Below are 18,577 nucleotides of genomic sequence, written 5' to 3'. Positions count from 1 at the left end.
GATCATGGGAAGCGGAAACTGGTCCACCGACGTCTACGCCGCCGGCGCGAGCTACCGCGCGTCCACCGGCGCCAGCGCGTTCGCCTACTCCGACTCCGGCGCCACCGCCGTCCACCCCGACCTCGACCCGCGCGGCGTGACCGCCCGGGAGAGCCGGGACTCCGAGGACCACCCCGAGTCACTGGCGATCGGCGTTCTGTTCGACGTGACCGGCTCGATGAGGACCGTGCCGCGGACGCTGCAGACCAAGCTGCCCGACCTGCTCGGGCTGCTGCTGCGCAAGGGGTACGTCGAGCACCCGCACATCCTGTTCGGCGCGGTCGGCGACGCGACCTGCGACCGGGCGCCGCTGCAGATCGGGCAGTTCGAGGCCGACAACCGGATGGACGACGACCTCGGCAAGATCTTGCTCGAAGGCGGGGGCGGCGGCCAGATGCGCGAGTCCTACGAGCTGGCGATGTACTTCATGGCCCGGCACACCTCGATCGACTGCTTCGAGAAGCGCGGCAGGCGCGGCTACCTGTTCATGATCGGGGACGAGCTGGCCTACCCGCAGGTCAAGCGGCGCGAGATCGCCGGGATCATCGGCGGCGAGCCGGACGAGGACGTCCCCGTCGCCGGGATCGTCCGCGAGCTCCAGCGGATGTACGACGTGTACTTCATCATCCCGGAGGGCGCCTACCACGCCGGCAGCCGCGAGCTGAAGGACTTCTGGCAGGGGCTGCTCGGCCAGAACGTCCTCTACCTGGACGACCTGGACGCCGTGTGCGAGACGATCGCGCTGACCATCGGCCTCGCCGAGGAGGCCATCGACCTGAGCGAGGGCTTGGAGCACCTCGCGGAGACCGGCTCGGACGCCGGCGCCTCGGTGTCGCGCGCGCTCGCCCGGCTGGACGCGTCCCGCGCACCGGTCGCCGTCTCCTCCACCCCGCCGGGCCTGGACGGGGACGGCCCGTCCAGGACGACCCGCCTCTGACCATGGGCCACGTGATCGTCGTCGACCTCGGCTACGGGGACGCGGGCAAGGGCACGGTCGTCGACTACCTCTGCTCCGCGACACCTGCCGGCCTGGGCGGACGGCCCACCAGGGCCGCCGGTGAAACAGGGGTGGCCGCGGTCGTCCGATTCAACGGCGGCGCGCAGGCGGCGCACAACGTCGTCGCGTCCGGCGGGCGGCACCACACGTTCGCCCAGTTCGGATCGGGGACGTTCACGCCGGGCGTCCGGACCCACCTGTCGCGGTTCATGCTCGTCGACCCGCTCGCGCTCGCCGCCGAGGCGGACCACCTGCGGGCGCTGGGCGCCGGCGACGCCCTCGACCGGCTCACCGCCGACCGGGACGCGCCGCTGACGACGCCGTACCACCGGGCCGCCAACCACGCGCGGGAGTCGGCGCGCGGCGCTGCCCGGCACGGGTCCTGCGGCATGGGCATCGGCGAGACGGCGTCCTACGCCCTCGCGCACGACGACGCGCCGCGCGTCGGCGACTGCCTGTCGCCCGCGCGGCTGCGGCGCCGGCTCGCCGCCGTCCGCGACTGGTACCGCGACACGTTCCCGGACGGCGGAGACGTCCCCGGCGTCGAGGCCTGCGCCGACGCCTTCACCGCCTTCGCCGGCCGTGTCCGGATCGTCGGCGCCGAGCACCTCCACGGCCTGCTCCGCACCGGGAACGTGGTCTTCGAGGGCGCCCAGGGCGTCCTGCTGGACGAGTGGCACGGCTTCCACCCGTACACGACCTGGTCGACGACCACGTTCGCCAACGCGGAGACGCTGCTGGCCGAGGCGGGCGAGTCCGCGGCGCGGCTCGGGGTGCTCCGCGCGTACGCGACCCGCCACGGCCCCGGGCCGTTCGTCACCGAGGACCCGGCGCTGACCGCGGACCTCCCCGATCCGCACAACCGCACGGGACGCTGGCAGGGCGCGTTCCGCGTCGGCCACCTCGACGCCGTCGCGCTCCGATACGCGCTGGACGTGACGGGCGGCGTGGACGGCCTGGCGGTCACGCACCTGGATGTAGCGGGGGCACGTCCAGATCTGCGTGTCTGCCTGTCCTACGACATGGACGCCGGACGGGTCGGGCGGCTGGAGACGGGCCCGCCCGACCTGGACCGCCAGGCCGCCCTGACCGCGCGCCTGCTCAAGGCGCGTCCCGTCTACGCGCCGTTCGGGCCGTCGGCGGAGACGATCGAGGACGTGCTGCGCGTCCCGGTCGTCCTCCGCTCCCACGGCCCGTCCGCGGCGGACAAGCGCGCGACCGGTCAGCCGTTCGCGCGGAACCCGGGGACCTTGCGCAGCACCAGGTAGAAGACGGCGGCGAGGACGAACCCGGCCGCGAACGTGATGTCGCCGAACGACGGGTGAGCGTCCGGGACCAGGCCGACGTACTTCTCCTGGTTCGAGAACAGCCAGACCGAGATGACCATGCCCGCCGCCATCGCCGCCGGGCCCGCCCAGCTGCGGTGCCGGGTGTCGAACATCATCCGCTCCAGCGCCTCGTCCGAGGCCGGGGAGCGGCGGCGCAGCAGCATGTCGGCGAGGACGACGCCCAGCCACGGCCCGATCCAGTAGGCGATGACCAGCAGGAACGCCTCGTAGTCGTGGCCGGCGTCGTCCAGGCCGAAGTAGGCGACGACGAGCCCGACCGCGCCGAACCCCAGCGCGACCAGGGCGCGCTGGAGGCCCACCGGCAGCGGCAGCCTGATGCCCGTCGCGACGAACGACATCGAGCCGGAGTAGATGTTGATCGCGTTGGCCCCGATCGCGCCGATCGTGATGACGAGCAGGGTGAGGTTCGCGACGAGCGACGGCAGGTGACCGGTGAACGCGCCGGTCGGGTCCGCGAGGGCCTTGCCCCCGAGAGTGACCGACGCCGCGCCGACGATCTGCAGGACGGTGCAGCCGGCGAAGATGCCGAGCGCCGCCGACAGCCCGGCCGCGCGCGGGCTCGTGCCGGGCGGCAGGTAGCGGGTGTAGTCGGCCGCGTAGGGGTTCCAGCCGGCCGCGTATCCGAAGCTCGCCCCCACCACGATGAGGAACGCCCCGACGCCGCCCGGCCCCGAGCCGGCGGGAGCGGGCGCGCCGAAGTCGGCCTTGGCCAGGACGATCACGGACGCGACGGCGAAGACGACCGCGAGCAGCGGGAACGCGTACCGCTCGTAGGTGTGGACGAGGTTGTGCCCGAAGAACGCGACGCCCGCCTGGAGCGCGACCACCACGGCCAGGCACAGCGGTTTCGGCAGCCCGGTCAGCGTGTTCAGGGCGAGCGATCCGCTGACGCTGTTGACCGCGAACCAGCCGACGCCGCCCGCGATCGAGTTGATCGTGGACGGCAGCGCGTTCCCCCGGTGCCCGAACGGGACGCGTCCGAGCACCATCTCCGGGACGCCGTAGCGGGGGCCGCGCGCCGACAGCACGCCGTGGGTCACCGAGCCGAGCGCCGTCCCGGCGACGATCGCGGCGGTGGCCTGCCAGAACGTCAGCCCGAACGCGGCGACGGCGAGCACCCCGAGGAAGATCGTCGCGAACTCCAGGTTGGGCGAGGCCCACGTCCAGAACAGCTTGCGCGGCCGGCCGTGCCGCTGGTCGAGCGGGATGAATCCGGCGCCGCCCGGCTCGACGGCGGCCACCCGGTCGCCGTACTCGCCCTCCCGGACGACGATGCCGGCGACGTCCCGCGGTTCCCTGGTCTCGGTCATGGGGGGCCTCTCTTGCAGGGGTCAGCCGATGGTGATGGCGTTGAGGCGTTCGAGCAGGAACTCGTGGGCGCGGACGGTCCCGCCTCCGGCCCGCCGCCCGGCCGGCGGGGCGAGCGGCTCGATGCGCGCGTCCGGGTCGCACTCGTAGAAGAACACCAGCGACACGAGCTCCTCGTCGGGGGCGCTCGGGTCGGGCGGCAGGACGCGGTGCCGGTTGGACGTCCAGCGTCCGCCCGTCCAGTGGGCGAGCAGGTCGCCGACGTTGATCGTGAAGGAGTCCTCGACCCAGGGGGCGTCCACCCAGCCCGCCTCCGCGGAGTACACCTGGAGGCCGCCGACGCCGTCCTGCCGGTCCAGGACGGTGACGGTGCCGAAGTCGGTGTGCGGGCCGATCCGGAACTGCCCCGGCTCCGGCTCCCCGAGCTGCGACATCGGCGGATACCGGTTGATGTTGAGGGTGAAGGACGGGTGGCCGGCGCGTCCGGTGAAGAAGACGTCCGGCAGCCCGAGCGCGGCGGCGCAGAGCCGCAGCAGCTCGTCCGACAGGTCCTTCATCCGGGCGAGGTAGCCGGTGAGCAGCGGTTCCAGCTCCGGGACCTCGCCGGGCCACACGTTGGGCAGGAACCACTCGTCGTCGAACACCGGGTCGCCGATGCGGCGGTCGGCGCCGACCGCGAACGTCTCCTTCAGGTCGGGCGGCGTCTCCGTGCCCTCGGCGTACCCGTTGGCCTCGACGCCGGGCGGCAGCCAGCCCCGCTCCCCCACCGTCACCGCGTACGCGCGCTTGGTCTCCTCCGGCAGGGCGAAGAACCGCTTGGCGGCCGCGCGGATCGCGGCCCGGTCCGCGGCCGGCACGCCGTGCCCGGTGATCACCAGGAAGCCGATCTCGCTCAGCGCCGCGTCCACCCGGGCGGCCACCGCGGCGCGCTCCCGCTCATCGCCGTGGAACCAGGGGGTCAGGTCGATGACGGGGACGGCCTTCATGGAACGTTCCTTCCGGACGATGAACCAGGCAATGCGCCTACTATCACCCGAGATCGACTCCGGATCATCCCCCGTCCCGGACACGAAACCGTCACGCCGCAAGATTTAACGGCGCGGCAACACCACCCCCGGCGAGCTCCGCATGGCCGGTTCCGGACGCCCATTGATCCGCGGCCCGCACGAGACCAAGATCTCGCTGAACGATCCCGAAGCACGGCGGATCATCCGGAGGTGGACCTTGCGTCTCCCCCAGCGCACCCTGTCGGCGTTCGCGGCGCTCGCCGCGTCCCTCGCCCTCCTGACCGCCCCGGCTTTCCAGCCGGCTGCTGTCGCGGACGCCGGCGACGGCTGCGACCCGATCGACCCGGCCGCGTGCCTGCTGCCGTTCCCGAGCGACTGGTACACGGTCGCGGACGGCGGGACGGCGACGGGCCGCCGCGTCCATCTGCGCACGACGCTGAAGAACGCGCTCGGCGTCCCGGTGTCGCCGGACGAGTGGAACCGCGCGGACGGCTTCTCGCCCGGCTCGATGCTGCTCAGCCTGGTCCCCGGCCTCGACCTGGCCCGCACGGGCGCCGCGCCGATCGGCTTTACCTGTTGCCTTCAGCGTTTCCTCCCCGTCCTTCATGGCGGGGAGGAAACGCGGCACGGTGCTGCATGACGTTCTCCGGGTTTTGTCGGTCCGGGTTTTGTCGGTGGCGGCCGGTAGCTTTCCGGGCATGTCTCGCTACCGTCTGCAGCCGACGCCCGCGCAGGAGCAGGCGTTGCTGGAGCATTGCGGGCATGCCCGGTTCGTGTGGAATCTGGCGGTCGAGCAGCATGCGGGCTGGCGGCCAGGCCGCCGGTCGGCGCCGGGGTTCGCCGCGCAGTGCCGCCAGTTGACGCAGCCAGGGCAGAGTTCGCCTGGTTGCGGGCGGGGTCGGCGGCGGTGCAGCAGCAGGCGCTCAAGGACTTCCACCAGGCCATGAGCAACTTCTTTGCCGGTACCCACCGGCGTCCGACCTGGCGCAAGGCCGGACGCCACGAGGGGTTCCGGGTCGTGGCGGTCAAACCCGGCGACGTGCGGCGTGTCTCCCGCCGGGTGAGTCAGGTGAAGGTCCCCAAGGTGGGGTGGGTGCGGTTCCGCTGGTCCCGGCCCGTCCCCAACGGCGCCAGATCGTTCCGGGTCACCCGTGAACGGGCGGGCCGCTGGCATGTCGCGTTCGCCGCGATCCCCGACCCCATCCCCGCACCCGGCACGGGTGAGGCGGTGGGGGTGGACCGGGGCGTGGCGGTCAGTGCTGCGCTGTCGACCGGCGACCTGCTCAGTGCGCCTGGCCTGCGGGCCGGTGAGCGGGTCCGGCTGGGGCGGCTGCTGCGCAGACTCGCCCGCGCCCGGCCGGGGTCCAGGCGGCGTGCCGGGGTCAAGGCCGCGATCGCCCGGCTGAAAGCCCGCGAGACCGACCGGCGCAAGGACTGGGTGGAGAAGACCTCCACCGATCTGGCCCGCCGGTTCGACGTGATCGGCGTCGAGGATCTCAACATCCGGGGTATGACCCGTTCTGCGCGCGGCTCGGTGGAGGCGCCGGGCCGCAACGTTCGGCAGAAGGCCGGGCTGAACCGGGGCATCCTGGCCAACGAGTGGGGCGCTCTGGTGCGGCGGCTGGAGGACAAGGCGCCCGGACGCGTGGTGAAGATCGATCCGCGTAACACCTCGCGGACCTGTAGCGCCTGCGGGCATGTCGCCGGGGAGAACCACAAGAGCCAAGCGGTCTTCTCGTGCGTGGCCTGCGGGTTCCGGGGCAACGCCGACGTGAACGCGGCAATGAATATCCGCGATACGGCCGCAGGGCATGCGGTCACTGCACGGGGAGGCCCACCGCTGGGCAGGCCTGCGAACCGTGAACCTCAACACGACCTGCCCCTCACCGGGTAGTGGTCGCTGTTGGAATCCCCCTAGTTCCACAAGGGGAGGATGTCAAGACGGCAACAGCCAGGGCGCGGGATCATAGGCGGCGCGCCCACGGCCGTCTCCCCGACGTCCGCCGCGCCGTCCTCGGACCCGCGCAACGACGCCGGCGCCCGCAGGCAGAAGGCGACGTTCTTCAAGACCGGCACGGTCGTGGACGTGTGCGGCGGGGGACCCTGCGTCATCACGCCCTGACCTGCACCTGAGAGGATCGGTCCATGCTCCAGGTCTGCCCGAACGGAAGCCGGGCCGAGGGCGTGCCCACGTCCCCGGACGAGATCGCCGCGGCGGTCCGCGCCGCCGTGGACGTCGGCGCGGAGGACGCGCACCTGCATCCGAAGGACGACGCGGGGGCCGACACGCTGGAGGCGTTCCGCGTCGCCGAGACCGTCACCGCCGTCCGGGCGGCGACCCCGTCCATCCGCGTCGGCGTGACCACCGGCGCCTGGACCGAGCCCGACCCGGTCGAGCGCGCCGCGCTGATCCGCTCCTGGACGGTCCTGCCCGACCACGCGTCGGTGAACTTCCACGAGGAGGGCGCCGAGCTGGTCGCCGAGGCGCTGTTCGAACGCGGCGTCGCCATCGAGGCGGGGGTCTTCTCCGGCACCGGGGCCGCGGAGCGGTTCCTGCGCTGGCCGCACGCCCACCACGTGCTGCGGATCCTCGCGGAGGTCACCGACACCGACCCGGAGACCGCGACCGGCGCGGCCAAAACGCTCCTGCACGAGCTCGGCACGCACCTCTCCCGCCCGATCCTGCTGCACGGCGAGGACGGCGGCGCCTGGCCCGTGCTGCGCCTCGCCGTCCGGCTGAACCTGGACGTGCGCATCGGGCTGGAGGACACTCTCCACCTGCCCGACGGCTCCCCCGCCGCCGACAACGCCGCCCTGATCCAGACGGCCCGCGCCCTCCTCGCCCCCTGAGGGGCGTCAGGACCGCGGGTTGTGGCCGGCGGAGTCCATGCGCGCCCAGTCGGCCTCCCACAGGGCGTCGCGGTGCCGGTCGCAGCGGCGGCGGACCAGGGCGTACACGAACAGGAGGGGCAGCGCGCACCCGAGCACGGTGGCGCCGGCCGCGTAGGCGGCGTCGGTCACGGTGCGGCTGTGCGGCCGGGGACGGACGGTCGGGTCGCCCTGCCGGTCCACCCAGATCGTCCGGTGCGCGCCGACCTTCGCGTTCTTCCAGCTCGGCAGCGTCCCGACGCGGGACTTGCCGCCCGCGCCCGGCCAGCTGGCCTGGACGGTCTCGTGGATGTAGCGGTCGCCGGAGGAACCGATGCCGCCCGTCGAGGTGACCGTGGCGACCACCTGGTGGCGGTCCGCCCGCTCCGCGTGCTCCGCGGTCTTCCCCGCGGCATAGGACCAGGACCCTGTCCAGGCCGCGAGCGGCGGCGCGACACCGAGCAGCACCAGGAGGAGCCCGAGGGCGATGAGCCGCTGGACGCGGTCGACGCGGCGGCGCAGCTCGTTGTGCTCCATGCCGAGTCGCCGGCGCAGCCTGATGAGCGGCGTGCCTCCGCGGCCGATGCCGGACCTGCGCATCTGCTCTCACCTCCCCGGGGAGTGCCCTCCCGGCAAGAGGCCATTAGCCGTCTTTTCTCAGAATATTCCCGCGTTCGTTGATCGGCACATCGGGTCCGCCCGAATCATTTCCCGGAGCGGGTCCGATATGCCCAGCCGATGACCGAATCCGGCCGCCGTCCGGGTCCGCGCCCGGGTCTGTGCGGCTCCGCCGCGTCCCGGTGGCCAGCGCCAGCAGCGCGCCGAGGACGCACATCCCCGCGGTGATCCAGAAGATCTCCCGGTACTCGGTGCGCAGCGCGTCCCGCAGCGCCGCGTTGTAGACCTCCATCCGGCGCGCGAACTCGCCCTTCGACATCAGGAACGGCAGCGGCGGCTTCAAGTCCGCCGTCAGCGCGTGGAAACGGTGGAAGCCCCACGCCGTCAGGGCCGAGATGCCGAGCAGCATTCCCATCATCCGCGCCACGACCACCGCCGCCGACGCGACGCCGTGCCGCGCCGCCGGGACGAACCCCAGCACCGCCGACGACACCGGCGCGATCACCAGCCCGAGACCGAGGCCGGTCACCACGAGATCGGCGTCCATCCTCGGCAGCGGCCCGTACGAGGCGTTCGCCAGGTCGGCCGGCCAGCTCGCGATCAGCAGGTAGCCGCCCGCGGAGACCGCCATGCCGGCGACCATGGGCCACCTCTCCCCCACCCGCCTGGCGATCAGGCCGCCGGCCACCGCCGCGACCGGCAGCGCCACCAGGAACCGGGTCAGCAGCAGCGCGCCCTCCGTGGCGTCCTTGTGGAGGACGGTCTGCGCGACCAGGACGACGTCCACGAGCGTCACCATCAGCGCCGCACCCGACAGCAGGCTCACGCCCAGCGTCGCCAGCAGCGGCCCGCGCCGGACGCCCGACAGGTCCAGCAGCCGCGTCCCGGACCTGATCTCCCAGAAGACGAACAGCACGAGGACGGCGGCGCCCGCACCCAGCATGGGCGGCCCCCACGACGGCAGCGCCGCCTTCTCCGGCTCCGGGTTGTAGACGGCCGCGACCAGCAGCCCCAGGCCGAGGGCCAGCAGGAGCCCGCCGACGACGTCGACCCCCGGCCGCGGCCCCTCCCTGCGTCCGCCCGGCACCGCGTACTGGACGGCCGCCATGGCCGCCACCACCAGCGGCAGGTTGATCCAGAAGATCGCCCGCCAGCCGAGCGCCGCCGCGACACCCGCCCCGTACAGCGGGCCGAGCACGCTGCCCAGTTCCTGCGCCGCGCCCACCGCGCCCAGCACCACCGGACGCTGCCGCTCGTCCCACAGGTCACCGGCCAGCGCCATCGTCACCGGCAGCAGCGCGCCGCCCGCCACACCCTGCACCACCCGTCCCGCCGTCAGCACCGGGACGTCGTGCGCCAGCGCCGTCACCACCGACCCCACGGCGAAGAACACCAGGCACGCCTGCAGCAGCGGCCGCCGCCCGAACCGGTCCGACAACTGCCCGAGCAGCGGCATCGCCGCCACGTACCCCAGCAGGAACCCCGTAAGGACCGGCGTCACCCGCTCCAGCCGGTTCACCGGAATCCCGAGATCCTTCACGACCGGCACCAGGATCGTCGTGACGACATAGGCGTCCAGCGCGGCCAGCAGCACCACCGCGCCGCCGGCCCCGATCGCGACCCGGCGACGCTCCCTCACTTCGGCGCGCTGATCTTGTAGGGGGCGTCGAACCCGGTGAACGAGATCACCACCGCGCCCTGCCCCTCCGGGAACTCCCCCCGCACCTTCACCAGCCGGTGATCGGCCCGGTTCACCCAGACCTGACCGTCCATGTCGTCGTTGATACCCGGAATGAGGCCCGCGACCTGCTCCTTCGGGAGCTTCGCGGCCACCCGGTAGGTGTCCTTGCCGTCCACCTTCTCCACCGCCTCCGGGCGCGGCGACCGCGCCGACGTCAGCAGCTTCGCGATCCCCCGCTGCGGATCGAGCACCGCCGACGGGTCGTACACCCGCGCCGCCAGGGCCTTCGGCAGCTTCCGCCAGCCGCCCGTCCCGGCGTCCAGATAGATGCTGTCGCCCACCGCGACGACCTTCATCTCCACGTTCTGGCCCTGCTGCTCGATCGTCAGCGTCCCCTGCGCGTCCCCGCCGCGCAGCAGCTTCATGTCACCGCTCTTCACGAGCACGGGGGTCCGGCCGTCCGACTTCAGCGTGAACGCGGCACTCTTCAGGCCCCCCATGGCCTGCGCCGCCTGCCGCAGCGTCTGCGCGGCGTCGAAATCCGCCTTCTTCCCGGACCCGCCACCATCACACGCGCCGGCGAACACCAGCGCCAGCAGCACCGGACCAAGGACAAAGATGCGTCTCGACATACGCCGGACCCTACCGACGGGTACCCGCACCCGTCACTCGGTACCAGGTATGACATCGCCCCATCGGAAGGATGACATCCCCGTTCACGGTGGCCGCCCCGAAACGGCCGCCGCTAAGATGACACCCGGCAACGCCCCCACCGTCACGGGGGGACGCCCTGGGGCGGTAGCTCAGCTGGTCAGAGCAGGAGACTCATAATCTCCCGGTCGCGGGTTCGAGTCCCGCCCGCCCTACGGATCCGGCCCCGCATGGTCGGAGCCGCTGGCTCCTTCCCTTCGGGCTCCTTCGGTGTGTCTTCCCGGGGGGCGACCCCCGGACCCTCGAAGTGGGGGGCTCCGCCCCCACGCCCCCTCCCGGATCAGGTCCCGGATCAGTGGCGAACATGAACGCTAGCCCGGGATGGCGGAGGCGGATCGGCCCTTGAGGGCCATGGCCTCACGGACGCGTCCTCGGGCGAGCGCGTACGCCGCCTCGTGGGGAAGGACGCCGGTCCGGTCGGTCTCGTCGAGGACGAGCCGGGTGTTGGCGCGCATCCGTTCCGAGACGCTGCGGAACACCTCGTCGGCATCAGGCCGGAACGCGGACACGCGCATGTCCATGGCGAAGGCGGCGGCCACCACCCCGCCCGCGTTGGCGATCACGTCCGGGACGACGGTGACGCCCCGTCCGGCCAGGATCCGCCGCGCCTCCGGGCTGGTGGGCAGGTTGGCGCCCTCCACCACGAGGCGCGCGGGCAGCTCGGCCGCCACGTCCGCGTCGATCACGTCCTGGGTGGCGGCGGGCACCAGGATCTCGGCGGAGGCCAGCAGCTCCGCGCCGGGGTTCTCCGGGCGCCCGCCGTACGCCTTGACCAGCGCGTCGCCGTGCTCGGTGCGCAGCCGGAGGAGACGGTCCACGTCGAGGCCGTCCGGGTCGGTCAGGGCGCCGAAGCGGGTGGACACCGCGACGATGGCGGCGCCGAGTTCGGTGAGCCGGCGGGCGGCCGCCGCGCCCACCGCGCCGAAGCCCTGGATCACCGCCCGGGCGCCGGCGAGGGAGATCCCGGACCGCGCGGCGGCGGCGTCGGCGGCCTCGGCGACCCCGTACCCGGTCACCCCGAGCTGGTCGTAGGGGAGCCCGCCGAGCGCCGCCGGGGTCCCGACGGCGGCGCCGCGCGTCCCGAGCTCGTCCTGGACGACGGCGGCGTCGCGTTCGGTGAGCCCCATGTCGAGGCCGAAGACGTACTCCTCGGGCACCTCGTTGTGCAGCGCCCGGGCGAACGCCCGGAGTACGGCCTCCTTGCCGGCGGACTCCGGGTCGTACCGGATGCCCGCTTTGGCCCCGCCGTAGAACAGATCGACGGCGGCCCACTTCCAGGTCATGTTGCGGGCCAGGCGGGCCACCTCGGCGACCGTCACGCCGGGCGCCATCCGGGTGCCGCCCTTGCCCATCCCGCGGGCGGTGTTGTCGATGACGAGGACGCCGCGCATGCCGGTGGGCGCATGCGAGACGCACACCACCTTCTCGGGGCCCCACTCGTCCATGGATTCCAGCGGTTCGTAGCTCATGTGTCCTCTTCTCGTCGGAGGGCAGGCGGCAGCAGTCCGTGCGGTGACGGACTCGAAGCAGGGCGGTCGAATGGAGGGGTGAGCCCCCCGGGGGTCAGCTCTCGTCGGCGATGATCTGGCGCAGCGCCTCGACCGCGTGGTCGCGGTGCTCGGCCAGCGCCTTCACCAGCCGGTCGCCGTCGCGGTCGCGGACCGCGTCGACGATGCCGGCGTGCTCGTGCTCGACCAGGTCGCGGTTGCTCGGCGCGTTGTAGTAGACCGAGCGGTAGGCGTCGGTGGAATCCCAGAGGGAGCGGATGATGCGGACCAGCCGCGGCATCCGGGACGCCTCCAGGAGCGTGAAGTGGAACCGCCGGTTGGCCGCCGTCATGGTCAGCAGGTCGCCGCGCGCCGCGGCCTCCTCGACCTCGTGCTGGGCCGCCACGATCCGCTCCAGGTCGGTGTCGGTGACCCGCTCGACGGCGAGCCGCGCCGCGTCGGACTCCAGCAGCGCGCGGATGCGGTAGACCTCCAGCAGGTCGGGCAGGGACAGCTCGGCCACCATGTAGCCGTGGTGCGGCCTGTGCACGACCTGGCCCTCGCCCTCCAGGATCTTCAGGGCCTCGCGCACCGGCGCCCGGCTCACGCCGAGCCGTTCCGCGAGGGACTCCTGCCTGATCGCCTGGCCCGGCTTCAGCTCCCCGGCGATGATGATCTGGCGCAGTTCGGCGAGGACGTACTGCTGCACCGTCAGCGGCCGCGGAGCCGCGCCGATCCGCCCGCCTCCCGGCACTGTGCTCATCCGTCCTTCCCGGGGTCCGGCGGGTCGCCCGCCGCGAACCGCTCCGGCGCCATGAAGTCCAGTGGGGCGCCGGTGCCGTCCGCCAGCATGTCCGCGACGTCCGCGGCCAGCGCGGAGGCGTACTTGAAGCCGCGGCCGGAGAACCCCGATGCGATCGAGAGCCTACCGCCGCCGATCCTGCCGACCAAGGGGTCCCCGTCGGGGGTGTAGAGATCGGTGAAGGCGTCGGCGCGGATCGGATCGGGATGCAGGCCCAGGAGCAGCTCGGCCACGGCCGAGGAGACGGCCGCGATCTCGGCGCGGCTGTGCCGCCGCTCGATCGCGTCCGGGTCCGGCACGGGCATGGCGGGGACGGCGCCCGCCACCTTGACGCCGGCGCCGTCCAGGGACGGCGCCCCGTAGAGGTGGACGCCCGCGCTCTCCCGGATGAAGATCGGGAAGCGGCCGGGCGTGTACTCCTCGGGCCGCCGGGCGAGGAACCAGGTCAGCAGCAGGCGGTGCGGCCGCAGCCGCCTCCGCAGGCCGTCCGGCAGGAACCGGCCGGTCCACGATCCGGCGCACAGCACCGCCTGGCGCACCCGCCACCGCTGCTCGCCCGCGCGGATCTCGACGTGGTCGTCGTGCTCGACGACCACGTCGATCTCGGTGCGGCGGAGCACGCGCGCGCCGTGCCGTTCCGCCTGGTCGGCCGCGGCGACGACGGCGGTCTCGCAGCGCAGGAACCCGGCCTGCTCGTCCAGCACCCCGACCTCGCCCTCCAGCAGGCGGTGCTGGGGGTAGCGGGCGCGCATGGCGGGACGGTCGAGCACCTCCACGGGGGTGCCCGACTCCTGGGCGCTGGCCAGCAGATTCCGGATGTAGTCCTGCTCGGGGAGGCCGATCGACAGCCCGCCGCACGCGCCGAGCAACGGCACGCCCGCCGCGGCCTCCAGTTCCCGCCACTGGCCGAGCGCACGCCGCAGCAGGCCGGTGTAGCGGGCGCCCTCGGCGTAGGCGACCCGGAACAGCCGGCTCTCCCCGCCCACCGCGGCCCGGTCGTGGCCGGGGGCGTACCGCTCGAACCCGATGGCCGGCACGCCGCGGCGCGCGAGCTGCCACAGCAGGGCGGCGCCCACCGTCCCGACGCCGATGACGCCGGTCTCGGCGTCGATGGGTCCGGTCATCGCGATCACAGCACCTTCGACAGGAACGCGCGGGTCCGCTCGTGCGCGGGCGCGGCGATGACGCCGCGGGGCGGCCCCTGCTCGACGATCACGCCGCCGTCGATGAAGACCAGCGAGTCGGCCACCTCCCGGGCGAAACCGATCTCGTGCGTCACGATGATCATTGTCATGCCCTCCTCGGCGAGCGTCCGCATCGTCTCCAGCACCTCGCCGACCAGCTCCGGGTCGAGCGCCGAGGTGGGCTCGTCGAAGAGCATCACCTGCGGCCGCATCGCCAGGGCGCGGGCGATGGCCACCCGCTGCTGCTGCCCGCCGGACAGTTGCGCCGGGTAGTCTCCGGCCCGGTCGCGCAGCCCCACCCGGTCCAGCAGCTCCAGCGCCCGTTCGCGGACGTCGGCGGCGGGCTCGCGTTTCACCTGCCGGGGCCCCTCCATCACGTTCTCCAGCGCGGTCTTGTGCGGGAACAGGTTGAAGCGCTGGAAGACCATGCCGATGCCGGCACGCTGCCGCGCCACCTGCTTCACCGAGAGCTCGTGCAGCTTCCCGCCGCCCCGGCGGTAGCCGATCAGCTCGCCGCCGACGCGGATCTGGCCGCCGTCGAGCTTCTCCAGATGGTTGATGCAGCGCAGCAGGGTCGACTTGCCCGATCCGCTCGGGCCGATGATGCAGCACACCTCGCCGGACGAGACCTCCAGATCGATTCCCTTCAGCACCTCCTGCGGGCCGAACGACTTGCGCACGCCGCGCGCGCGGATCAGCACCTCGCCCTGCGCGCCGGACCGTGTGGTCGCTCGCGTTTCGGTCATGGTGACACCGCCTTCTCCGGTGCGGGCTCCGCCACGATCGTCCGCCGCCCGCGCCACGGGGGGCGGCGCCGGGACGCGCCCGCATCGCCGCGGCCGTAGAAGCGCTCCAGGTAGTACTGCCCGACGCTCAGCAGCGAGGTCATCGCGAGGTACCACAGGGCGGCCACGATCAGCAGCGGGACCGTCTGGTACGTGCGGGAGTAGATGATCTGCGTGGCGTGCAGCAGGTCGGCCGCGCCCAGCACGCTGACCAGCGAGGTGTTCTTCAGCATCGACACCGTCTGGTTGGCGGTGGGCGGCACGATCACCCGCATCGCCTGCGGCAGCACGATCCGGCGCAGCGTCTGGGCGGGCCGCATGCCGATCGCCTGGGCCGCCTCGGTCTGGCCGCGGTCGATGCTGAGCAGGCCGCCGCGCACGATCTCGGCCATGTAGGCGCCCTCGTTCAGCGACAGCCCGAGCAGGGCGGCGACGAACGGGGTGATGAACCCGTTGGCGCTGCCGGAGACGAACTCGGGGCCGAAGGGGATCCCCAGCGAGAGCCGCGGGAACAGCGCCGAAAGGTTGAACCAGAAGATGAGCTGGATCAGCAGCGGCGTGCCGCGGAAGAACCACACGAACGCCCACGAGGTCGAGGACAGCACCCGGCTCCGCGACAGCCGCATCACGGCGAGCACGATGCCGAGCAGCACCCCGAGCACCATGGAGATCGCGGTGAGCTCGACGGTGAGCCACGCCCCCTTGGCGATGGCCTGCGCGTTGAGGTAGAGCCGGACGACGCCCCATTCGAAGTTCTCGTTGGTCACGAGCGTGTGCACGAGCATCGCCCCGAGCACGCCGATGGCCACGATGCCGACCAGGTTGAGCGGGCTGCGCCTGGGGACGACGGGCAGCTCCTCGTCGCGGTCGGCGGCGGCCGTCCCGACCCGGTCCGCAGTCGTCATCGGCCGTTCCCGGCGGGCGTGGGGCGGCCGTCCCCGGAGAGGGTGAAGCCGAGGTCCACGGTCACCTCCGCCACGTCCATCTGGGCGCGCTGGAGGACCCCGGAGTAGTCCCAGTTGACCGACTGCCAGCTGGTGAACTGGTCGATGACCCACTGGCCCGACTGGCGGCTGCCGTTGCCCGACAGGCCGTTCCCGCCGAACGGCAGGTGCGCCTCGGCGCCGACGGTGGAGTTGTTGACGCTGATCATCCCGGCCCGGCAGCCCCGCCGGAACCGGTGCGCCGCCGCGACGCCGCGCGTGTAGATCGCCGCCGACAGCCCGTAGCCGTGCCCGTTCGCCAGCTCGATCGCCTCGTCGAGCGAGGCGTACCGGCCGAGCCCGACCAGCGGGCCGAACGTCTCGGTGCCGTAGAGGGCGTCGCCCGGCCGGATGCCCGACACGACCGCCGGGTGGCAGTACAGGCCGGCGGCCGGGTCGCCGGTGAACCCGGCGCGCGGGTTGTCCGCGGTGATGCGTCCGGTGCCGGTGGAGCCGTGCAGCTTGTGGTGCTGCTCCACGAGCCCGAGGTAGGACTCGAAACGCGGCAGGTAGCGCGGCTCGATGAGCGGGCCGTAGAACACCTCGGCGTTCGGCTCCCCGATGGGCAGGGCCGAGACGGCGTCGGCGAAGCGGCCGAGGAACTCGTCGTGCAGCGAGTCGTGGACCCACACCGTCCCGAGGGAGGTGCAGCGCTGCCCGGCCGTGGCGAAGCCGGAGAAGACCGCGCCCCGCACGGCCAGGTCGAGGTCGGCGTCGGGCTCCACCACCATGGGGTTCTTGCCGCCGAGTTCCAGGCAGGGCGACTGCAGGTGCTCGCCGCACAGCGCGCTGATCCGCCGTCCGACCTCGGTGGAGCCGGTGAACCCGACCTTGTCGACCAGGCCCTGCTCCAGCGCCTGCGACAGCCCCTCGAACGTGGCGGGCCCGTCGGCGTGGACGAGCTGGACGACACCGGCGGGCACCCCGGCGTGCGCGAAGATCTGGGCGAGCGCGTCCGCCACCGCCGCGGCGGGCTCGGCGGGCTTCCACACCACCGTGTTCCCGCACAGCAGCGCGGGGACGATGTACCAGGACGGCACCGCCGCAGGGAAGTTCGCCGCGGTGATGACGGCGGCCACGCCGAGCGGCTTGCGGTAGGTGTAGAGCTCCTTGTCCGGCATCTCGCTCGGCACGGTCTGCCCGTACAGCCTGCGGCCCTCGCCGAGGAAGAAGTCGCAGGTGTCGATGATCTCCTGGATCTCGCCGAGCGCCTCCCCCGCCGGCTTGCCGATCTCCCGGGTCAGCAGGGCGGCCAGCGCCCCCTTGTTGGTGCCGACGAGCCGTCCGATGTTGGCGATCACCTGGCCGCGCACCGGCGCCGGGGTGGCGGCCCAGCGGCGGCTCGCCTCGCGGGCCTGGCGGCAGGCCTCGGCGAACGTCTCAGGGCCCGCCAGTTCCACGGTCGCCACCACGTCGTCGAGGTCGGCCGGGTTGACCGAGGCGTAGGTGCGGGCGCCCGGCCCCGCGGGCTTGCCTGCGAGGAGGGAGGAAAGGGTCTGCATCGTGATGGTCTCCAGACGGATGCGGGGGTCAGGACGCGGACTTCTCCAGTTGCGGGCGGTCGATCATGGCCGACTTCAGCCCCCACTTGGCGAAGATCTGCTGGGACGTGCCGGACTTCATCAGGGCGGTGAGGCCCGCCTGCACGGCCGGGGTGAGGTCGGAGCCCTTCGGCAGGCCGACGGCGACCGCGCTGCGGTTCATCTCGGTGACGAGCTGGAACTTGCCGGGCGTCTGGATCGCCGCGTACGCGAGCACCGGGGTGTCGGCGAGGACGCCGTCGGCCCGGCCGCTGCCGAGCTGCACGAGCGCGTCCGTCTGGCTCGGCAGGACGACGGGCTGCACCGCGGGCTTTCCCGCCGCCTGGCACGCCTTGGAGAAGCCGGGCAGCCGCACCGCCTCCTGGATCGAGCCCTGCTGGACGGCGATCTTGTGTCCGCACAGGTTGTCCGCCGACAGCTTGTCCGGGTTGCCCTTGGCCACCGCCAGCGAGGTGCCCCAGGCGCCGTAGTCCACCATGTCCAGCACCTTCAGCCGTTCCGGCGTGGCCGACATGCTGGAGATCGCCATGTCGTACCGCTTGGCGCCGAGACCGGGGATGATGCCGTCGAGCTGGACGTCGTCGATCTGCGTCTGGACGCCGAGGACGCGCCCCAGCGCGCGGGCGAGGTCGGCGTTGAGCCCGATGATCGTCTTGTTGTCGGACGCGTAGAACTTGGTCGGCGGGCTCGACACGTTCATGACCACGACGAGCTTCCCGGCGGACTTCACCCGCGCCGGCAGCCTGCCGGCGGCGGCCGGGTCCGGGGCCACTTTGTCGAACGCGTCGAATTTCGCCGCACCCGCCGCGTCCGCCTTGCCCTTGCCGTCGCCGGTCGTGCCCGGCTGCCCGCTGCTGCAGGCGGCCGCCGCCAGGGTGACCGCGAGCGCCGCGGCCGGAACGCCGAGGAGGCGGATGCGGCGTCCTGCGGGCCGGGACGTGCCGGACGGCGGCGTGCGCTCGCCGGAACGGTGCACATGCTCGGCCGGGTCCGTGGAGCGTCGGGGCGAGTGGGTCATGGCGTGGCCTCCTCAGGGCGCGGGCCCTGTCGTTTCGGTGGCGGAGCTGTGCGCTGCCATCCGTTTCATTGGTTCGGAGCTCTTGTCGTCGAACGGGATGGCGGGCTAGGACAGTCAGGCGAATGTATAGTGGATCCAATTTTCCGCGCAAGACCCTTCTCGGCTGCTTTCGAGACCGCCGGGGGCGGGGATGGGAGTG

Annotated in this window: 19 protein-coding genes and 1 tRNA gene; 8 read left to right on the top strand and 12 right to left on the bottom strand. The window is 72.9% G+C overall.

All coding sequences use genetic code 11. From position 1 onward, the window contains the following. Positions 1 to 4 precede the first annotated feature (4 nt). Positions 5 to 976, top strand: a complete 972-nt coding sequence (locus ACQPXG_RS15335; protein ID WP_433468347.1) for a hypothetical protein — start codon at positions 5 to 7, stop codon at positions 974 to 976. A gap of 2 nt (positions 977 to 978) precedes the next feature. After that, positions 979 to 2,304, top strand: a complete 1,326-nt coding sequence (locus tag ACQPXG_RS15330) for an adenylosuccinate synthetase (RefSeq protein WP_433468346.1) — start codon at positions 979 to 981, stop codon at positions 2,302 to 2,304. Here the strand turns inward: ACQPXG_RS15330 and ACQPXG_RS15325 are convergent. Further along, entirely contained in the window at positions 2,259 to 3,695 is a 1,437-nt protein-coding gene (locus ACQPXG_RS15325) for a purine-cytosine permease family protein (RefSeq protein WP_433468345.1), read from the bottom strand. The two genes, ACQPXG_RS15330 and ACQPXG_RS15325, sit on opposite strands and share 46 nt — an antisense overlap. Before the next feature lie 21 nt (positions 3,696 to 3,716). Then, positions 3,717 to 4,679, bottom strand: coding sequence for an isopenicillin N synthase family dioxygenase (locus ACQPXG_RS15320; protein WP_433468344.1), 963 nt, complete (start codon positions 4,677 to 4,679; stop codon positions 3,717 to 3,719). A gap of 238 nt (positions 4,680 to 4,917) precedes the next feature. On the opposite strand from ACQPXG_RS15320, the gene ACQPXG_RS15315 reads away from it, so the two are divergent. The 5 genes from ACQPXG_RS15315 to ACQPXG_RS15295 are packed head-to-tail and all read left to right on the top strand — an operon-like array spanning position 4,918 to position 7,550. After that, the gene (locus ACQPXG_RS15315) at positions 4,918 to 5,340 is read left to right on the top strand and encodes a hypothetical protein (RefSeq protein ID WP_433468343.1); all 423 of its coding nucleotides are present in this window, start codon (positions 4,918 to 4,920) and stop codon (positions 5,338 to 5,340) included. After that, the gene (locus ACQPXG_RS15310; protein WP_433468342.1) at positions 5,306 to 5,647 is read left to right on the top strand and encodes a helix-turn-helix domain-containing protein; all 342 of its coding nucleotides are present in this window, start codon (positions 5,306 to 5,308) and stop codon (positions 5,645 to 5,647) included. The genes ACQPXG_RS15315 and ACQPXG_RS15310 overlap by 35 nt, the downstream gene beginning before the upstream one ends. Beyond that, entirely contained in the window at positions 5,587 to 6,594 is a 1,008-nt protein-coding gene (locus ACQPXG_RS15305) for an RNA-guided endonuclease InsQ/TnpB family protein (protein WP_433468341.1), read from the top strand. Before ACQPXG_RS15310 ends, ACQPXG_RS15305 begins: the two co-directional genes overlap by 61 nt. Positions 6,595 to 6,633: 39 nt before the next feature. Then, positions 6,634 to 6,822: a hypothetical protein gene (locus ACQPXG_RS15300; RefSeq protein WP_433468340.1), complete on the top strand. Its 189-nt coding sequence runs from the start codon at positions 6,634 to 6,636 to the stop codon at positions 6,820 to 6,822. A gap of 23 nt (positions 6,823 to 6,845) precedes the next feature. Next, positions 6,846 to 7,550 carry a 3-keto-5-aminohexanoate cleavage protein gene (locus ACQPXG_RS15295; protein ID WP_433468339.1) on the top strand — a complete coding sequence of 235 codons (705 nt, stop codon included), beginning with the start codon at positions 6,846 to 6,848 and terminating at the stop codon, positions 7,548 to 7,550. Between the two features lie 6 nt (positions 7,551 to 7,556). Here the strand turns inward: ACQPXG_RS15295 and ACQPXG_RS15290 are convergent, their stop codons facing one another. From ACQPXG_RS15290 to ACQPXG_RS15280, 3 genes are read right to left on the bottom strand one after another with little or no spacing between them, the layout of a single operon-like run. Next, complete coding sequence (locus ACQPXG_RS15290) at positions 7,557 to 8,168, bottom strand: Rv1733c family protein (RefSeq protein ID WP_433468338.1); 612 nt, start codon at positions 8,166 to 8,168, stop codon at positions 7,557 to 7,559. A 43-nt stretch (positions 8,169 to 8,211) separates the two neighbouring features. Further along, positions 8,212 to 9,825, bottom strand: a complete 1,614-nt coding sequence (locus ACQPXG_RS15285) for an MFS transporter (protein ID WP_433468337.1) — start codon at positions 9,823 to 9,825, stop codon at positions 8,212 to 8,214. Next, positions 9,822 to 10,499: an LppX_LprAFG lipoprotein gene (locus ACQPXG_RS15280; protein WP_433468336.1), complete on the bottom strand. Its 678-nt coding sequence runs from the start codon at positions 10,497 to 10,499 to the stop codon at positions 9,822 to 9,824. Before ACQPXG_RS15280 ends, ACQPXG_RS15285 begins: the two co-directional genes overlap by 4 nt. 160 nt (positions 10,500 to 10,659) lie before the next feature. Here ACQPXG_RS15280 and ACQPXG_RS15275 point away from each other — a divergent pair. Continuing rightward, positions 10,660 to 10,733: transfer RNA gene (locus ACQPXG_RS15275), tRNA-Ile, on the top strand. A gap of 156 nt (positions 10,734 to 10,889) precedes the next feature. Here ACQPXG_RS15275 and ACQPXG_RS15270 read toward each other — a convergent pair. From ACQPXG_RS15270 to ACQPXG_RS15240, 7 genes are all read right to left on the bottom strand, one after another. Beyond that, on the bottom strand, positions 10,890 to 12,047 hold the full coding sequence (locus tag ACQPXG_RS15270) for a Glu/Leu/Phe/Val family dehydrogenase (protein ID WP_433468335.1): 1,158 nt from the start codon (positions 12,045 to 12,047) through the stop codon (positions 10,890 to 10,892). Between the two features lie 94 nt (positions 12,048 to 12,141). Further along, positions 12,142 to 12,828: a GntR family transcriptional regulator gene (locus tag ACQPXG_RS15265; RefSeq protein ID WP_433468334.1), complete on the bottom strand. Its 687-nt coding sequence runs from the start codon at positions 12,826 to 12,828 to the stop codon at positions 12,142 to 12,144. After that, positions 12,825 to 13,991: an N-methyl-L-tryptophan oxidase gene (gene solA, locus ACQPXG_RS15260; protein ID WP_433468333.1), complete on the bottom strand. Its 1,167-nt coding sequence runs from the start codon at positions 13,989 to 13,991 to the stop codon at positions 12,825 to 12,827. Before solA ends, ACQPXG_RS15265 begins: the two co-directional genes overlap by 4 nt. A 5-nt stretch (positions 13,992 to 13,996) precedes the next feature. Beyond that, a complete protein-coding gene (locus ACQPXG_RS15255) occupies positions 13,997 to 14,797 on the bottom strand; it encodes an amino acid ABC transporter ATP-binding protein (protein WP_433468332.1) in 801 nt (266 codons plus the stop codon). Beyond that, the gene (locus tag ACQPXG_RS15250) at positions 14,794 to 15,741 is read right to left on the bottom strand and encodes an amino acid ABC transporter permease (protein ID WP_433468331.1); all 948 of its coding nucleotides are present in this window, start codon (positions 15,739 to 15,741) and stop codon (positions 14,794 to 14,796) included. The genes ACQPXG_RS15255 and ACQPXG_RS15250 overlap by 4 nt, the downstream gene beginning before the upstream one ends. Next, positions 15,738 to 17,321 carry an aldehyde dehydrogenase family protein gene (locus tag ACQPXG_RS15245; RefSeq protein ID WP_433468330.1) on the bottom strand — a complete coding sequence of 528 codons (1,584 nt, stop codon included), beginning with the start codon at positions 17,319 to 17,321 and terminating at the stop codon, positions 15,738 to 15,740. Before ACQPXG_RS15245 ends, ACQPXG_RS15250 begins: the two co-directional genes overlap by 4 nt. A gap of 28 nt (positions 17,322 to 17,349) precedes the next feature. Then, a complete protein-coding gene (locus tag ACQPXG_RS15240) occupies positions 17,350 to 18,378 on the bottom strand; it encodes an ABC transporter substrate-binding protein (protein ID WP_433468329.1) in 1,029 nt (342 codons plus the stop codon). Positions 18,379 to 18,577 lie beyond the last annotated feature (199 nt).

The sequence above is a fragment of the Spirillospora sp. CA-128828 genome, assembly GCF_050945415.1.
Taxonomy (GTDB): Bacteria; Actinomycetota; Actinomycetes; order Streptosporangiales; family Streptosporangiaceae; genus Spirillospora.
This window is presented reverse-complemented; position numbering and strand designations above follow the sequence as displayed.